Raw genomic sequence first — 15,504 nt, 5'->3', positions numbered from 1 at the left:
CCTTGCCTTCGACAAATCGGACATGTTCGCCATCGACAAACCTTCCGGCGTTCCTTGCGAACATCTCGACCCCTCCCACGGATGCACAATCCATGATCAACGCGAGCAGCGCGGATTTCGCGGATGTATGCATTATTCTTGTCTCGGGGCGGGCCAGAGGGTGACGCAGGACATATTCCAGGGCCGTTCCTGGAAGGACGACCGGTCGCTGCTCAAACCGATGATGGAGGCCTTCAGAGGCATGCGGCTCGTCCACGATCTGGCGCTTCTCATGAACGAGGCCGCGAAACTGCCTTTGCAACCCCAAGAGCGACAGGAACATAGGAGATTGTCCGCCGAATTGCGCCCCGCGAGCGGGTGGACGCAGACCTCGCTCGACGCATTCGAACGTGGCGCCACGCCTTCCGATATTCGCCGCTTTTTGCGCAGCCTGCAATCGACGGCTCAGGGCCAACGCACGCAAGCGACCTCCGCGGCGCGCTGAGCGCTTTGAATTTGAGCATCGGAAGCATCCGCTCCAGCAAATATTGCCTACGGGACGCATATTAGACTGCGCAATTCCGTCAAATCATTTCGTTTGTACATACATTGCGTTATAGAAACGCGGGTTTGGTCCGCGTCGGACTGTATTTGGATGTATCGTAGTTAAGGGGACTGTATGACCAACGTCGTCGTGATCGGCTCGCAGTGGGGAGACGAGGGTAAGGGAAAAATCGTCGATTGGCTTTCGGAGCGCGCTGATGTCATCGTGCGGTTCCAGGGGGGGCACAACGCCGGCCATACGCTGGTCATCGACGGAACAAGCTATAAGCTCTCCCTGCTTCCTTCAGGCGTGGTGCGGGAAGGCAAATTGTCGGTCATCGGAAACGGCGTCGTCATCGATCCGCATGCGCTCGTCGCTGAAATCGATCGGCTGGCGACCCAGGGCGTGACGATTACCCCGGACAATCTGCGAATCGCCGACAATGCGACGCTGATTCTGTCATTGCACCGCGAACTTGACGCGCTGCGCGAGGATGCGGCCAGCAATTCCGGATCGAAGATCGGCACGACCCGTCGCGGCATCGGGCCTGCTTACGAGGACAAGGTCGGTCGCAGGGCGGTTCGCGTCATGGACCTCGCCAATATGGAGACGCTTCCTTCCAAAGTAGACCGCATCCTGACGCACCACAACGCCCTGCGCAGGGGTCTGGACAAGCCGGAAATCCAGCATTCCGCAATCATGGAGGAACTGCAGTCGGTCGCTGATCGCGTCCTGCCTTTTCGCGAGACCGTTTGGCGGCTGCTGGACGAGCGGCGTCGCGCAGGAAAACGGATTCTCTTCGAGGGCGCGCAAGGCACGCTGCTCGATATCGACCACGGCACCTATCCCTTCGTCACGTCATCCAATACGGTCGCTGGCCAGGCGGCCGCAGGATCAGGAATGGGACCGGGCTCGCTCGGTTATATTCTGGGCATCACCAAGGCCTATACAACAAGGGTGGGCGAAGGGCCGTTCCCGACCGAGCAGGATAACGAGGTCGGTCAGTTTCTTGGCGAACGCGGCCACGAATTCGGGACGGTGACGGGCCGCAAGCGGCGTTGCGGCTGGTTTGACGCAGTGCTCGTGCGTCAGGCCGTCGCGAATAACGGCATCACAGGCATCGCGCTCACGAAGCTTGACGTACTCGACGGGATGGACGAATTGAAAATATGTGTTGGCTACCGGCTCGACGATCAGGACATGGAATTTCTGCCGGCCAGCCAAAGCCAGCAGGAGCGCGTCGTGCCCGTTTATGAAACGCTCGAAGGGTGGAAGGAATCCACGGTCGGAGCGAGAAGCTGGAATGATCTTCCGGCGCAGGCGGTAAAATACGTTCGCCATATTGAAGAATTGATCGGGGCGCCAGTTGCGCTATTGTCAACAAGTCCGGAACGGGAGGATACTATCCTTGTTACTGATCCTTTTGAAGATTAAGCTGAATCCCGATTGGCATTAGCGTCGCGTATCAAAAGAGCACATTCGTATGGTGGATTTTCACTCAGTAATAGAAAAAGCCGTTGACGGGCTGAACGACAACACGCCGGATTTGCGCGCGAAAGTCTATGACCGTGCCCGGGCAGCCATTTCGCGACAGCTCGACAATATCAATCCTCCGCTTTCCGACGCCGTGAAGCAGAAACAACTGGCGAAACTGGAAGACGCGATCAGGGATATCGAGGATCAGCACAACCTGGAGGCGCCGAGTCTCGAGGACGAATTGCTCGCCGATATCGTGGGCGCCCGAGCGGAAGACATGGAGGGTCTGGAAGACTACGACGTGGAGCGTCAATCCGCCCCGCCGCCGCAGCAACCTGCCCCGCCGCAGCAACCGGCCCCGCCGCCTCCGCAGCAGAGAAGAGCCCCACCGCCTCTGCCGCCTCAGCAGCCCCGCCAGCAGAGACGTCAGCCGGTCTATGAAGAGCCGGACTACGGGCAGGAAGAGTCCTATGCCGACGACTATGAAGATGATTATGAGGACGGCTACGAAACGGGCGGCTACGCAGATGACGACTATGACGACCGTATGGATGAGCCCATGCCGCCCCCGCCGCACCGCGGCGCCCGGAGCGACGGCTTCGACGATTGGGCTGAGGATGAACCGGTCTGGAACGACGAAGATCAGCGCTCTGCGGGGAAATCGCGCAAGACCGGGTCGAGCCGCGGCGGTTCCTGGATATCGGCAGTCCTGATACTGATCATCCTGATTGCGATCGGCGTGGCTGCCTATATCTATCGGGCCCCAATCTTTGACATCGGCCAGACCATCATGGCTCTCGGCGGAGACGGCGTCGTCGATGACGGCGACCAGGAAAACCAACCAGAACAGGCGGTTGAACGCAGGGCTGAGGATGTTCCGCCGGAAACCCGCAGAGCCGAGATCGACAACGCCGCCGATTCCGACAAGTACACACAGCGGCTTTTGCCGGATGGTCGCGAGGTCGATGAAGGCCCGGCGCGCACAGCCTCCGCCAATTTGACCGAAGAAGGCAAGTCGATGGCCGCGCTGACGGACTACCAGGCGGCGTCTGCTGCGTCGGCAAACCAGCAGCCCGCCGCGTCGACGCAATCTGGCGCGGATGCTCCTGGCGTAAGCCAGAAGATGTTCCTCTACGAGGAAATTCCGGGTCAACAGGGAACGACCGGCGAGGAAGGAACCGTCGTCTGGTCCGTGGTGCGCGAGTCACCAGGCGACGCCTTGCCGCCGGAGCCGGCCATCCAGGCCGAGGTCAGCGTTCCGTCGAAGGGGCTCAACGCGCTCATCACGATCAAGCGCAATGCTGACCAGTCACTGCCGGCAAGTCACCTGATCGAAATCGTGTTTGCCCTTACCGAAAGTTTCAACGGCAGCGGCATCGCACAGGTGCAGAGTCCCGCTATGAAACAGAACGAACAGGACAGAGGCGACACACTGATCTCGGTGCCGGCCAAGATTACGGACAGCTTCTTCATGATAGCGCTGAACGACTATGTTGAGGCGGCCGAGTTGAATGTGAGGCTGCTTGAGGAGCGCAACTGGATCGACATACCGATCGCCTATGGAAACGGTCAACGCGCCGTCATGGCCCTCGAAAAAGGGGCGACCGGCGCCCAGGTCTTCGATCAGGTCGTCCGCGCCTGGAAAGCCCGGGCTTCAGCGGGCGCCTCGCAGTAGCGGAGTGAATTCAGAAGCGCCGGCTCCAGCGCTCTCTCTTCATACAAATGCAGCACGACACGGCGTAAGCCGCGTCGTTCTCGTCAGTCAAGCGCTGTTGGCGTTACCCGTTATCGACTGTTTGCAGGCTTTTGGCGCGATCCAGGGCGGCCTTCTTGACGGCGCTCTGAACTTTCTCGAAAGCCCTGACCTCGATCTGGCGCACGCGCTCGCGGCTGATGCCGAATTCGGATGACAGTTCCTCAAGCGTCATCGGCGTCTCCGACAGGCGCCTGGCCTTGAAGATGCGCTGTTCGCGCTCGTTGAGCACGTCCATCGCCGACGCCAGCATACCGCGCCGATCTTCCAGTTCGTCCTGCCGGATCAGCATTGCTTCCTGATCATCGCTTTCATCGACCAGCCAGTCCTGCCACTGGCCTGATTCGCCTTCCGACGCCTTGATCGGAGCGTTGAGCGAGGCGTCGCCGGACAGACGACGATTCATGGAGACGACTTCGTCCTCGGAGACATTCAGCGTGTTGGCGATCTGGGCCACCTGTTCAGGTTTCAAGTCGCCTTCGTCAAGCGCCTGAATTTTTCCCTTCAGCTTGCGCAGATTGAAGAAGAGGCGTTTTTGATTGGCGGTCGTGCCCATTTTGACAAGCGACCAGGATCGCAGAATATATTCCTGGATCGAGGCCTTGATCCACCACATGGCGTAGGTCGCCAGGCGAAATCCGCGCTCGGGATCGAATTTCTTCACCGCCTGCATCAGGCCTACATTTCCTTCGGAAATGACTTCGCCGATCGGCAGACCGTATCCGCGGTACCCCATGGCGATCTTGGCGACGAGGCGCAAATGGCTGGTCACCAGCTTGTGTGCGGCGTCGGTGTCCTCGTGCTCGTGATACCGTTTTGCAAGCATGTACTCCTCTTGCGGCTCGAGCATCGGGAAACGTCGAATTTCTTCCAGGTATCTGTTAAGTCCGCCTTCGGCGGATGAAATGGAAGGCAAGGTATTCTGGGCCATCAAGCACCCCTCTCTTGATTTTATCTGGCTCCCGACAATCGGCGAGCCGGTTCAACCGCAAAAATGCCGGTTGTCCGAAAATAAGCAGATAGTTATTCGCCGGGTTGATATCAAGCTTTTGTAAAAAGGCGGAACTGTCTGCCGGTTTAGTTTGAATCAATTATGAGGCGTCAATACGGCCCGCAGCCTGCAAAGAATCACCGAGTTTCTGCAGGTCAGGCGGCAGCGGCGCCTTGAAATGCATCAGCTTGCCTGTTTTCGGGTGCTCGAATTCCAGGAGATAGGCGTGGAGAGCTTGGCGGCCGAGCCCGCGCACAATGGCTGCCGTTTCCGCAGGCAGCAGGTTGGCTTTCGTGAGATAGGCCGATCCGTACTCGCTGTCGCCGATCACCGGATGGCCGATATGGGCCATGTGGACACGGATCTGGTGGGTTCGCCCGGTTTCAAGCCGGCACTCGACAAGGGAGGCGATCGCGTCCGAATTGTCGCCGAAACGTTCGACAACGCTGTAATGCGTGACTGCGTGACGGCTGTCGGCCGACAACGTGCGTTTGACCTCGCGTTTGGTCCGGTCGCTTGCAGCGCGTCCGAGCGGCGCATCGACAACGCCTTTCCAAGGCGCAGGCGTTCCCCAGACATAAGCCAGGTAGGCGCGTTGGAGCGCGCCGCTGCGACCGTGATCGGCGAATTGCTCCGACAGGTGACGATGCGCCGCATCGTTCTTGGCCACAACCATGACGCCGCTCGTATTCTTGTCGAGACGGTGCACGATGCCTGGACGGCGTACGCCTCCGATACCCGACAGAGACCGGCCGCAATGATGAATGAGCGCATTGACGAGCGTTCCCGACGCGTTTCCGGCGCCGGGATGAACGACAAGACCGGCGGGCTTTGAAACGACAATAATATCGTCGTCCTCATGAAGGACATCGATGGGAATGTCTTGCGGCGCCGGGTTGGCGTCTTCCGGTTCCGGCAGGTTTATCTCGACGATGTCGCCAGGCTTTATGCGATGCTTCGCCTCTGTCACCGCCGCGCCGCCGATGGTGACTGCGCCTTCCAGGATCAGCGCCTTGATTCGGCTGCGCGACAAATCGCCGTCAACGCTCGCCGCAATCCACGCGTCGATGCGTCCGGCGGCGTTTTCATCCGCTGTCAGCACTTTCATCCGGGCGCCGGCTTGGGTAAAGGGTTCTTTCATTCACGCTGCCGCATACAAACGAGGCCATTATGTCGGAAACCCATCCGGACGAACAGGACGAAAAACCACTTGATCCCGAGATGGAGAAGGTGCGCCGGAAAATGGTCCGGCTGCTCGGTATTTCCATTGGCATCATGTTTATCGGGTTGATGGCGGTTCTGGCCGGTGTTGTCTACAAGATAATGTCGAACGACCGGGACGTGATGGTGACCGCCGCCAGCGATCTGCAATTTCCTGCGGAAGGTCGTCTGGAAGTGGAAGCGGATCTGCCGGACGGTTTCGACGTGACCCAGGTGAGCATGAATGGCGGTTTGTTGCTTTTTTACGGCCAGTCGGCGGACGGAGCGAGCCAGGTACTGCTCTACGATATCGGTCATGCGCGGATCGTCGCGGTCATCGACCTGAAATGATTACGATCCGGCAGCCGTTGATCCCGATCACCGACGCCGGAGATGATCGCGTCGCCGAATTTCGAGACATAAGGGAACGCGACCTTGTCGGCCGGCAGGGACTGTTCATTGCCGAGGGCCGGGTAGTCTTGCGCATGCTCGCCCGGTCCAGTCATTTCACCGCGCAGAAAATTCTGCTGCTTGAAAACCGGGTCGCCGGCATGGCGGACGTGCTTTCAGAATTCGCCGCTGAAATTCCGGTGATGGTGTGCAATGCCGACGTGATGGACAGCATCGCCGGCTTTCCCATGCACCGAGGCGTGCTTGCAGTTGGCCGCGCGCATGCGGCGCCGGACTTTCGAAAAGCTGTCGCGAACCTGCCTGAAGACGCTCTTGTGCTCGCCTGCAACGCCATTTCCAACCACGACAATCTCGGGAGCCTATTTCGCAATGCGGCCGCCTTCTCGGCCGATTTGGTTTGCCTCGACGGGCAGTGCTGCGATCCACTGTATCGCAAATCGATCCGGGTTTCGGTCGGGGCCGCGTTGACTGTGCCCTATGTCCGAGGCGGCGATATTGGGGAAATTATTGATGTGTTGGACAAATCAGGGTTCGACATTCTCGCGCTCTCGCCTGGCGGCAAGGTCTCGATAATGGATATTGAACCGAAGGGTCGCAAGGCGTTGCTGGTCGGCACGGAAGGCGAGGGGCTTCCGAAATCCCTGATGGAGAGCATAGGATCGGTCAGAATTCCGCAGTCTTCAGAGTTCGACAGCCTCAACGTCGCGACGGCGGCGGCGATTGCAATGTTCTGTCTGTCGGGGCATGGCGATCGCGTCGGCTGATGTGGCCCTTGGAATCAGCCGTTGGCAGACAGTTCAGACCTGTTGATTTTTGAGTTCGGCGCGCGCGCGATCGGCAAGGCTCGTGCGTTTCGGGCCATCGGCGGCTTCCGGCCCTTTCTTCATCTCGTCGGCAAGCAACGCCAGGATGGCGGAGCCTTCTTCCTCGCGACGTCCCGCAAGGGCGACCACCCGCGCTGCGATTCCCGCCATTTCTTCCCGCAACGCGTCTTCATCCGCGCCTGCGTCGGCTGATTTCAGTTTGTCCGCCAGCGCCGCCTGTTGCTGCTGGAGTTCGGCATATTCGGCGGCTTCCGATCTTGCATTGCTGTTGGCGACCATCGGGTTGTCCATCGCTCCCGGTTTTACGGCCTTCGTCAGGAAGTTCTGTGCTCGCCCGATGACGCCGAAGGCGGCGTTTCGCCCTTCGTCTGCAGACTGCTCTGGCTCGGTTGACAAATTCGAAGCGGCGGCGTCCGCAGTCAAGGCGTTCGCAGCGGGCGCGTCGGACGTTGTCGTGTTGCTCGTCTCGACTTCATCAGCCATTTGCGTAACGCGCCGTGCGAGTTTGCCGGAGCGCGCTTCCTCGGCGGCCAGCGCCTCTTCAAGCGTGGCGATCATCCTGTGGCCGGCTTCCAGCTCCCTTTGCTGCGCATCGCGCTCTTCTTGAAGCTGGCTCACCGTCTCGCGCAATTCCTGGAGGCTGGCCTTCGTCGCCTGCAGCGTTGATTGCGAGCCTTCGTAGCGTTCCGTCAATCGCCCGACTTCAGCTTCGTATTCCAGCAATTGCTGGAGGTTTGATTCATGCTGCCGGCGCGCTTCGCCAAGGTCTTCGGATTTTTTCGCCGATTCCTTTTCCGCCTGCCTTACCTCTTCCTCGCTATTGTAGAGAGAAGACAGGGCCGCGCTCAGATTGATGCGGGCTTCGTTGTGTTCGTCCTGCTCCTTGCCGAGTTTTGCCTCGATTTCCTTCAGCATGTCATTCAGAGAATCGAGTTCTTTTTCCGTTCGATGCCGGCGGTCCCGTTCCGTCGCGATCTCGGCGTTGAGATTAACGGTTTCGGTGGCCGAAGTGGCAAGATCGATCCGCAGGTTTTCGATCTCTGTCGAGGCGGCGATCAGGTCGTTGCGCATCTGCGCTATTTCGCGTTCGCCGGTTCTGCGGATCCGGTCGAGTTCCTGAAGGTCCCGCCCGAGCGTGTTGATCGCTTCCTGTTTGGCGTGGATTTCCAGGCGCAACCGATCCGCCTCATTGGACAATGTCTGAATGTTCTGCTCGGCTTCCTGCTTTCCGCCAGCCAGTTGCGCCAGGTCTGCCTGAAGCCGGTCCGCCTTGATGCGGGCCCGGGTCGAGATCTCGACTTGCCTGTCAAGATCGCTCGCAAGCTTGGCGTTCTCGCTTGCATAGGCGGCGCGGGCAAGGTCCGCCTTGCCTCTGACCTCCGCGATATTCAGCGGCACAGTGGCCTTCATGCGGTCTTCGGTGAGTTTCACGATGCGTCCGTATATGGCGGGCGCGACCAGAATGGTCAGCAGGACCGCGACCAGAAAACCGAATCCGAATATGAGCAGAAATTCAATCACGCCGTTCGTCCAGGAAGCATGGCCGCGCCATGGCCGGCCATCAGACGCCGGCGCGGCGAATTCGTAGCCTGTCGTGGGTTTGCACGCAAGTGCGGGCGACGATCGTCAAGCGGCGAAATCGCCGGCAAATCCTTGCTCAGAAGGGGTTCCAAGTCGGTTCGCCGGTCATCTTCAGATATCCCAGGTTGAGACCGACGCGCACGCCAAGCCCCGTCCTGATGGGCACGACGATGACCCTGCCGCCCTGGAGGACGGTCATTCCAGCGCCGGCCACAGCGTAGGCCTGGCCGCTTGCTCCGGCGAACCGACCATAGATGTCGTTGACCGAATTGAGATCGTAGACCAGCATCATGACCTGGCTGCCCTGTCCGCCCCAATCAAACCCGACGGAAGGACCCTGCCAGAACATCGTGTGTTCGCCGGCGTTCTTCGTGTAGAGCTGGCCCTCTCCATAGGTCAGGCCGCCAAAAAATGCGCCGGAGCCTTCCTGACCGAGAATATATCCGTTTGGCAGGCCATACCGCTCAAATGCGCGCTCGACGACACGGGCAAGGCCGTCCGTCGCACTGCCGAAGAACTGCTCTCCGGCCCGCTGCACTTCCTCGACCGTGTAGCCGGGGGAAGTCTGTTGCTGATATTGCTGCGCGGAAGCTGGCCATGATGCAGCCAGGAGAAGAAAAACAGCGCCAATTACCTGAATTACCGCCTTCGAAAACAGTTGAAGGGTCATTCTCATTGTGAATCTCCGACGAAACCTTCTCGACACCTTGCGAATCGCGGAGATAATGGCGCATTGATATTAATTATCCGTTTACCAAATGTGTTGTCATTATGGCGACCCGCAACGGAGCTGCAATATCTGCATGTCGGCAGAGGCGTCAGCAATTCTTAGGGGCGAAGTATGTCGATAAATCCAAGTCTTAATTTGTCTGGTCCAGATCTGGCCGCGTTGCTGTGCAGTCGCGTGTGTCACGATATCATCTCGCCGGTCGGGGCGATTAGCAACGGGCTGGAATTGCTCGACGAAGGCGGCGCCGATGATGATGCGATGGATCTGATCCGGTCCAGCGCTCACAACGCGTCGGTCCGGTTGAAATTCGCCAGGCTCGCCTTCGGCGCTTCCGGGTCCGTCGGCGCGTCGATTGACACGGGAGAGGCTGAAAAGGCCGCCGTCGATTTCGCGCGCGCCGATTCGAAAACCGAGGTGACGTGGACGGGCGCGCGCGCGATCGTTCCCAAGAACAAGGTCAAGCTGCTGCTCAATCTCTTTCTGGTCGCCTACGGCGCCATTCCGCGCGGCGGCACGATCGATATCGTGCTCGAGGACCTCGAGACGGAACCGCGCTTTTCACTGACGGCGCGTGGCAAGATGGTGCGACTGTCGGCGAAATTCATCGAGTTGTGCAACGGCCGCAACGAAGAGGCGGTCGACGCCCACAGCATCCAGCTCTATTACACGGTATTGCTTGCCGAGGAATGTGGCATGCATATCGAAACCGTAGCCGGACCCGAAGAGATTGTCTTCAAAGTTACCTGAAAAATCAGAGGCTTGTTAGCTTCAGGCCCGAATGCAAAACGCCTCCGCTATGCGGAGGCGTTGCTGTTTTTATGAGCCGATTAACGGATGGTCAGGCGCTTTCGAGAATCTCGTCTTCGTCCGGTTCGCGAAGCACGTAACCGCGTCCCCAAACGGTCTCGATGTAATTGCGCCCTTCCGCCGCAGTGGCGAGCTTCTTGCGCAGTTTACAGATGAACACGTCAATGATCTTGAGTTCAGGCTCATCCATGCCGCCATAGAGGTGGTTAAGGAACATTTCCTTGGTCAACGTCGTGCCCTTTCTCAGGGAAAGCAGCTCCAGCATCTGATATTCCTTGCCGGTGAGGTGCACGCGCTGCCCGCTGACCTCAACCGTCTTGGCGTCCAGGTTGACCAGCAGGTCGCCAGTGGTGATGACTGACTGGGCGTGTCCCTTGGAGCGACGAACGATGGCGTGAATGCGGGCGACCAGTTCGTCCTTGTGAAAGGGTTTCGTCATGTAGTCGTCGGCGCCGAAGCCCAGCCCGCGCACCTTGTCCTCGATGCCGGCCATGCCGGACAGAATCAGGATCGGGGTTTTGACCTTCGACAAGCGTAACGTGCGCAATACTTCATAACCTGACATGTCCGGCAGGTTCAGATCCAGCATGATGATGTCGTAATCATACAGTTTGCCGAGATCGACGCCTTCTTCACCGAGATCGGTGGTGTAGACGTTGAAGCTTTCCGATTTGAGCATCAGTTCGATACTCTGAGCGGTAGCGCTATCGTCTTCAATGAGTAGTACCCGCATCGTTTTCCCCTTGTACCGCCGCCGACAACCGCGTCCCCGAAAGCCGAAGAACCGGCCCCATCACCATGTCACCAAATGGTTAACAAAGTCTAATTTTGTATGGCAACCGCAGATTGATTTGTCAACATTGCGTCCTAAGATGTTGATTCCTAACGAAAACACAAATCACTGACTCTGAAGTGATACATTAAGAATCACTTCTAACTGATTCGGCGGATTCGTAATTTGCACGGAAAGAATCACGTACAGCATTTACCCCGCCTTAAGCGATGTGACCTATGATTAACGATGTCCGTAAACGAAAGGTTACCAAATTGGCCTTGTGAACGGACGTGACGCCAGTTTCGGGGGTGATCCGTTAATTTTTTAGTGCGTTTTTCGGGGTAGAGTTCCTGGGTCTCGCGTGCAGGGGAGTATTGCGTATGAAATCGAGTGAGAGCCTTCTTCGCCTGAAGGAGTTTCAGGTTAATGACAAGCGTCGGCAACTCGGTCAGATCCAGCTCATGATGTCGGAGTTCGATAAAATGGCCGCCGAGCTGGAATATCAGATTGCAGCGGAAGAGAAGAAAGCGGGTATCTCGGATCCCTCTCATTTCGCCTACCCGACCTTCGCGAAAGCCGCCCGTCAGCGCGCAGACAATCTCAAAGGGTCCATTCGCGAATTGCAGGTCCAGCAGGACGCCGCGGAACTGGCGGTGGAAGAAGCCGAGGCCGAATTCGAGAAAGCCGCTGCGCTTGACCAGCGCGTCGGCGCCGGTCGCAACAAGGCGGTGTAGCCAAACCCGGCCAACAGCCTAGGCAAAGCAAAGCGGGCTGGTCTTCCAGCCCGATCCATGCTTGTTTGCAGCCGCGGCGCTCGTGCCGCAACGGGCAATCCCGAAGGCGGCAACAGGCGTGCGTTACAGAATTCCCGTTTCCATATTGTTGATCGCGGGGCCGTTTTTTCTGGCTCTCGGATTGACCCTGCCGCTCGTCCGGTTCGAAAAACTCTACTTCTTTACCGAAACGCCGTCGCTGGTCGCGATCGTCGCTTCGCTGTGGAGCGGCGGAGATGTTCTGCTGGCCGGCCTCGTCGCGGCGTTTTCGATCGTTTTTCCGGTGATCAAGCTGATGGCCGTGGCGGCGGAGGCCCTGGGCGGCGCGGGCTCGGGCAGGCGAGGCCTTCTCTACAGCCTGGTGCCCCTGATGTCGAAATGGTCGATGATGGACGTTCTGCTGGTGGCGCTGGTGATCGTCGCCGCGAAATCAAGCGGCGTTGCGAGCGCTCTGACCCAACCCGGATTGTGGTTTTACGCCGCGTCGACGCTGACGGTTACGATGTGCCACGCCCTGCTGCGGGCGTCGCAAGCCGATCGCGCATCCCCGCAGGAGGCCGGGCGGCCTCTAAATCGTCAGTGACGGTATTGCTGAATGCGCGTGGTGCGCAGTCCGGCCAGGCCATGCGCGTCGATCGACGCCTGCCAGGACAAAAATTCTTCAACTGTTAGCGTATAGCGTTCGCAGGCTTCCTCGAGACTGAGCAGGCCGCCGCGAACTGCGGCCACCACTTCCGCCTTGCGGCGAATGACCCATCGACGGGTCGAGGGCGGTGGAAGGTCGGCAATCGTCAACGGGCTGCCATCGGGCCCGATAACATATTTAATTCTTGGACGTACCATTTCGGCCATTGGACTCTCTACACTTACTCAAAGACCTGTTTGAACAGCACTATACGAACCGAGAATTAAAGATTGTCTAAACAAAAGGGCTCAACTCAATACAACCTGTAGGCATCGCTGCTGGCGGTCAAAGCTGCCGGTTCCGGCATGGTCCCGTCGCGAGCCTTTGCATCTGTCCTTGCCGCACAGCCGGCAATTGCCTATATGTCTGCGCATATGCCGGCCGCGCCAAAGGCGGGCCGGACGAAGCTTGATTGGCGCCTTCAACGCCTTTGAACGCGGGTAGCACAGTGAATACGCTCGATCTCGACAAGAACCCCGAAGACACCCGGGTCGTCGTCGCCATGTCCGGCGGCGTTGATTCCTCGGTGGTGGCCGGCATCCTGAAGGGGCAGGGCTACGATGTGGTCGGGGTGACGCTTCAGCTTTACGATCACGGCGCCGCCGTGCATCGCGCCGGCTCGTGCTGCGCCGGCCAGGACATTGGCGATGCGCGCCGCGTGGCTGAAACGCTGGGCATTCCGCATTACGTTCTCGACTATGAGAAGCGCTTTCGCGAAGCCGTCATCAATCCCTTTGCCGAAAGCTATGTGGCCGGCGAAACCCCGGTTCCGTGCATTGCCTGCAACCAGACGGTCAAGTTCGCCGATCTTTTGAAGACCGCGCGGGAACTCGGCGCCGACGCGCTGGCGACCGGCCATTATATCCGCTCGCGACCGAACGGCGCCCATCGCGCGCTCTATCGTCCGCTCGACGCGGACAAGGACCAGAGCTATTTCCTGTTCGCCACGACGCAGGAACAGATCGATTATCTGCGGTTTCCGCTCGGAGATCTGCCGAAGGCCGAGACGCGCCGGCTTGCGGCTGAAATGGGATTGAGCGTCGCCGAAAAGGCGGAAAGCCAGGACATCTGCTTCGTGCCCCAGGGCAAGTATTCCGATATCATCGCGCGGTTGCGGCCGGAAGCCGCCCGCAGCGGCGACATCGTGCACATGGACGGACGGGTGCTGGGCACGCATGACGGCATCATGCACTATACGATCGGCCAGCGCCGGGGCATCGGCGTCGCCGTCGGCGAACCGCTCTACGTGGTGCATCTCGATGCGCCGACAGCCAAGGTGGTGGTTGGCCCGCGCGATGCGCTGGAGACCCACCGGTTGATCCTGCGCGATGTGAACTGGCTCGGCGACGGTCCGGTCAGCGATTTGCCCGAAAACGGGTTCGACTGCTTCGCCAAGGTGCGCTCCACCCGGCCGCCGACGCCGGCGAAAGCCTGGCATACCGGCGGCGCGCTGGTTGTCGAGCTGCTGGAAGGCGAAGCCGGCGTCGCTCCCGGTCAGGCCTGTGTGCTTTATTCCAGCGACGCGGACAATGCGCGCGTCTATGGCGGCGGCTTTATCGAGCGGACCGAACGCACCGACGAGGCCGAGCATCTGCTCAGAGCTCTGCTCGACGGACGCCGCACAACGGCCAGCGTCAATCCCGCCTGAAATCGGGACACAAAAAAGCCGGGTCAGTTGAATGACTGAGCCCGGCTTTGCCGCGTTCATATGTCCGAAAGCTATTCGGCCGCGATGACCTTTCGCGAATCCACGAAATCCGTGATCGTCTCGATGATTCGGTCCTGGTCGGACCGTTCGAGATACGGGTGCATCGGCAGGCACAATATGGTTTTCGGAAGCTGTTCCGTCACTGTCAGGGCGCCGGGCCCGGTCGGATTATGCGCATAGGCCGGCTGCTGGTGCAGCGGCTTGACGTAGTAGATCACGGAGGGAATGCCGTTATCCCCCAGATGCGCCTTCAGCGCATCGCGATGGGACGTCTCGATCGCGAACTGGGCCCATGCGGAGCGCATGCCGGCCGGTACGTGAGGAACGCGCACATGGTCTTTCAGGTTGTCGCAGTAATAGTCGGCGACGGTCTGGCGCAGATCGCGCTCTTCACCGAAGATCGCCAGCTTTTCCAGCAGGATTGCGGCCTGGATGGTGTCGAGCCGCGAGTTGAGGCCGACATGCAGGTTGTCGTACTGCGTCTCGCCCTTGCCGTGGAAGGCGTAGGAGCGCAGCAGCTCCATGATGGCGTCGTCATTGGTGAACATCGCGCCGCCGTCGCCGTAGCAGCCAAGAGGCTTCGCCGGGTAGAAGCTGGTGGCGCCGACGTCGCCGAAGGAACCGCACATGCCTTCGGGCGTTTCGCCGCCGATGCTCTGCGCCGCGTCGGACAAGACGCGCAGGCCGTATTTGTCCGCGATCGCCGAGATCGACGGATAGTCGGCCGGCGTGCCGAACAGATCCACAGGTATGATCGCCTTGGGCTCAAGGTCTCCGGCGTCGCGCACGGCGATGATCGCGTCCTCGAGATGCGAGGGGCTCATATTGTAGGTGTCGTGCGAGACTTCGACGAAGACCGGCGTTGCGCCGACGAGCGCCACGACTTCCGCGGTGGCGGCGAAGGTGAAGGACGGTACGAAAACCGCGTCTCCGCGGCCGATCTTTGCTGCAAGCAGGGGCACCAGCAGGGCGTCGGTGCCGTTGGCGCAGGAGATCGCGTGCTTCACGCCGACATAGTCGGCTATCTTTTCCTCGAACTCGGTGACTTCCGGCCCCAGAATGTAGCGGCCTTCCTCGATCACTTTCGATACGGCCCGTTCGATCCGGGTTGCGATGCGCTGGCGCTGCGCAGCAAGGTCAATGAACTGCATGTTTGTCGTTATCCCCTCGAACTGTGAGTGGCCGGATTCCCGTGCATCCCGACGCGGGCGCGGCGTTTTCGACAGCGTGTCTGCACTAGTAAAGACTGTTTTGAGGTTTGGCGAAA

The 15,504-nt window shown here is 59.4% G+C and carries 16 protein-coding genes; 9 read left to right on the top strand and 7 right to left on the bottom strand.

What is annotated here, in order from left to right:
- Positions 1-160: 160 nt before the first annotated feature.
- From AAFN47_RS07535 to AAFN47_RS07525, 3 genes are all read left to right on the top strand, one after another.
- Positions 161-484, top strand: coding sequence for a hypothetical protein (locus tag AAFN47_RS07535; protein WP_499808588.1), 324 nt, complete (start codon positions 161-163; stop codon positions 482-484).
- Positions 485-658: 174 nt separating this feature from the next.
- Positions 659-1,957 carry an adenylosuccinate synthase gene (locus tag AAFN47_RS07530; protein WP_499808587.1) on the top strand — a complete coding sequence of 433 codons (1,299 nt, stop codon included), beginning with the start codon at positions 659-661 and terminating at the stop codon, positions 1,955-1,957.
- 49 nt (positions 1,958-2,006) lie between these two features.
- A complete protein-coding gene (locus AAFN47_RS07525; RefSeq protein WP_499808586.1) occupies positions 2,007-3,674 on the top strand; it encodes a hypothetical protein in 1,668 nt (555 codons plus the stop codon).
- A 103-nt stretch (positions 3,675-3,777) separates the two neighbouring features.
- On the opposite strand, the gene rpoH is transcribed toward AAFN47_RS07525, so the two are convergent.
- Together rpoH and AAFN47_RS07515 are read right to left on the bottom strand one after the other, a co-directional pair.
- Complete coding sequence (gene rpoH / locus AAFN47_RS07520; protein ID WP_220229738.1) at positions 3,778-4,683, bottom strand: RNA polymerase sigma factor RpoH; 906 nt, start codon at positions 4,681-4,683, stop codon at positions 3,778-3,780.
- 160 nt (positions 4,684-4,843) lie between these two features.
- Positions 4,844-5,884: an RluA family pseudouridine synthase gene (locus AAFN47_RS07515; RefSeq protein WP_499808585.1), complete on the bottom strand. Its 1,041-nt coding sequence runs from the start codon at positions 5,882-5,884 to the stop codon at positions 4,844-4,846.
- Positions 5,885-5,913: 29 nt separating this feature from the next.
- Between AAFN47_RS07515 and AAFN47_RS07510 the strand changes: the two genes are divergently transcribed.
- Both AAFN47_RS07510 and AAFN47_RS07505 read left to right on the top strand, forming a co-directional pair.
- Positions 5,914-6,294: a hypothetical protein gene (locus AAFN47_RS07510; RefSeq protein WP_499808584.1), complete on the top strand. Its 381-nt coding sequence runs from the start codon at positions 5,914-5,916 to the stop codon at positions 6,292-6,294.
- A complete protein-coding gene (locus tag AAFN47_RS07505; RefSeq protein ID WP_499808583.1) occupies positions 6,291-7,118 on the top strand; it encodes a TrmH family RNA methyltransferase in 828 nt (275 codons plus the stop codon). The genes AAFN47_RS07510 and AAFN47_RS07505 overlap by 4 nt, the downstream gene beginning before the upstream one ends.
- Before the next feature lie 33 nt (positions 7,119-7,151).
- Here the strand turns inward: AAFN47_RS07505 and AAFN47_RS07500 are convergent, their stop codons facing one another.
- A complete protein-coding gene (locus AAFN47_RS07500; protein ID WP_499808582.1) occupies positions 7,152-8,699 on the bottom strand; it encodes a coiled-coil domain-containing protein in 1,548 nt (515 codons plus the stop codon).
- A 136-nt stretch (positions 8,700-8,835) separates the two neighbouring features.
- Positions 8,836-9,435 (bottom strand): DUF1134 domain-containing protein, encoded by a 600-nt coding sequence (locus tag AAFN47_RS07495; protein WP_499808581.1) that lies wholly within the window; start codon positions 9,433-9,435, stop codon positions 8,836-8,838.
- Between the two features lie 165 nt (positions 9,436-9,600).
- On the opposite strand from AAFN47_RS07495, the gene chpT reads away from it, so the two are divergent.
- Positions 9,601-10,236 carry a histidine phosphotransferase ChpT gene (chpT, locus tag AAFN47_RS07490; RefSeq protein WP_499808580.1) on the top strand — a complete coding sequence of 212 codons (636 nt, stop codon included), beginning with the start codon at positions 9,601-9,603 and terminating at the stop codon, positions 10,234-10,236.
- Positions 10,237-10,327: 91 nt separating this feature from the next.
- Here chpT and ctrA read toward each other — a convergent pair whose 3' ends face one another.
- Positions 10,328-11,029 carry a response regulator transcription factor CtrA gene (ctrA, locus tag AAFN47_RS07485; protein WP_499808579.1) on the bottom strand — a complete coding sequence of 234 codons (702 nt, stop codon included), beginning with the start codon at positions 11,027-11,029 and terminating at the stop codon, positions 10,328-10,330.
- Positions 11,030-11,451: 422 nt separating this feature from the next.
- On the opposite strand from ctrA, the gene AAFN47_RS07480 reads away from it, so the two are divergent.
- Both AAFN47_RS07480 and AAFN47_RS07475 read left to right on the top strand, forming a co-directional pair.
- The gene (locus tag AAFN47_RS07480; RefSeq protein WP_499808578.1) at positions 11,452-11,805 is read left to right on the top strand and encodes a flagellar export protein FliJ; all 354 of its coding nucleotides are present in this window, start codon (positions 11,452-11,454) and stop codon (positions 11,803-11,805) included.
- A 118-nt stretch (positions 11,806-11,923) separates the two neighbouring features.
- Positions 11,924-12,427, top strand: coding sequence for a paraquat-inducible protein A (locus tag AAFN47_RS07475; protein WP_499808698.1), 504 nt, complete (start codon positions 11,924-11,926; stop codon positions 12,425-12,427).
- On the opposite strand, the gene sciP is transcribed toward AAFN47_RS07475, so the two are convergent.
- Complete coding sequence (gene sciP / locus AAFN47_RS07470; protein WP_220229729.1) at positions 12,421-12,696, bottom strand: CtrA inhibitor SciP; 276 nt, start codon at positions 12,694-12,696, stop codon at positions 12,421-12,423. The genes AAFN47_RS07475 and sciP overlap by 7 nt on opposite strands.
- A 335-nt stretch (positions 12,697-13,031) precedes the next feature.
- Here sciP and mnmA point away from each other — a divergent pair, with 335 nt between their 5' ends.
- Entirely contained in the window at positions 13,032-14,177 is a 1,146-nt protein-coding gene (gene mnmA, locus AAFN47_RS07465; RefSeq protein WP_499808697.1) for a tRNA 2-thiouridine(34) synthase MnmA, read from the top strand.
- Positions 14,178-14,248: 71 nt separating this feature from the next.
- Here the strand turns inward: mnmA and AAFN47_RS07460 are convergent, their stop codons facing one another.
- The gene (locus AAFN47_RS07460; protein ID WP_499808577.1) at positions 14,249-15,388 is read right to left on the bottom strand and encodes a DegT/DnrJ/EryC1/StrS family aminotransferase; all 1,140 of its coding nucleotides are present in this window, start codon (positions 15,386-15,388) and stop codon (positions 14,249-14,251) included.
- Between the last annotated feature and the right edge of the window lie 116 nt (positions 15,389-15,504).

Source organism: Hoeflea sp. CAU 1731, from assembly GCF_039888615.1.
Classification (GTDB): domain Bacteria; phylum Pseudomonadota; class Alphaproteobacteria; order Rhizobiales; family Rhizobiaceae; genus Flavimaribacter.
This window is presented reverse-complemented; position numbering and strand designations above follow the sequence as displayed.

Excerpts from the sequence above, each read along its gene's own strand:
- AAFN47_RS07510 (WP_499808584.1), top strand. The coding sequence starts at position 5,914 with ATGTCGGAAACCCATCCGGACGAACAGGACGAAAAACCACTTGATCCC.
- AAFN47_RS07460 (WP_499808577.1), bottom strand. The coding sequence starts at position 15,388 with ATGCAGTTCATTGACCTTGCTGCGCAGCGCCAGCGCATCGCAACCCGG.
- ctrA (WP_499808579.1), bottom strand. The coding sequence starts at position 11,029 with ATGCGGGTACTACTCATTGAAGACGATAGCGCTACCGCTCAGAGTATC.
- AAFN47_RS07480 (WP_499808578.1), top strand. The coding sequence starts at position 11,452 with ATGAAATCGAGTGAGAGCCTTCTTCGCCTGAAGGAGTTTCAGGTTAAT.
- AAFN47_RS07525 (WP_499808586.1), top strand. The coding sequence starts at position 2,007 with ATGGTGGATTTTCACTCAGTAATAGAAAAAGCCGTTGACGGGCTGAAC.
- AAFN47_RS07505 (WP_499808583.1), top strand. The coding sequence starts at position 6,291 with ATGATTACGATCCGGCAGCCGTTGATCCCGATCACCGACGCCGGAGAT.
- rpoH (WP_220229738.1), bottom strand. The coding sequence starts at position 4,683 with ATGGCCCAGAATACCTTGCCTTCCATTTCATCCGCCGAAGGCGGACTT.
- AAFN47_RS07515 (WP_499808585.1), bottom strand. The coding sequence starts at position 5,884 with ATGAAAGAACCCTTTACCCAAGCCGGCGCCCGGATGAAAGTGCTGACA.
- sciP (WP_220229729.1), bottom strand. The coding sequence starts at position 12,696 with ATGGCCGAAATGGTACGTCCAAGAATTAAATATGTTATCGGGCCCGAT.
- chpT (WP_499808580.1), top strand. The coding sequence starts at position 9,601 with ATGTCGATAAATCCAAGTCTTAATTTGTCTGGTCCAGATCTGGCCGCG.
- AAFN47_RS07495 (WP_499808581.1), bottom strand. The coding sequence starts at position 9,435 with ATGAGAATGACCCTTCAACTGTTTTCGAAGGCGGTAATTCAGGTAATT.
- mnmA (WP_499808697.1), top strand. The coding sequence starts at position 13,032 with ATGTCCGGCGGCGTTGATTCCTCGGTGGTGGCCGGCATCCTGAAGGGG.
- AAFN47_RS07530 (WP_499808587.1), top strand. The coding sequence starts at position 659 with ATGACCAACGTCGTCGTGATCGGCTCGCAGTGGGGAGACGAGGGTAAG.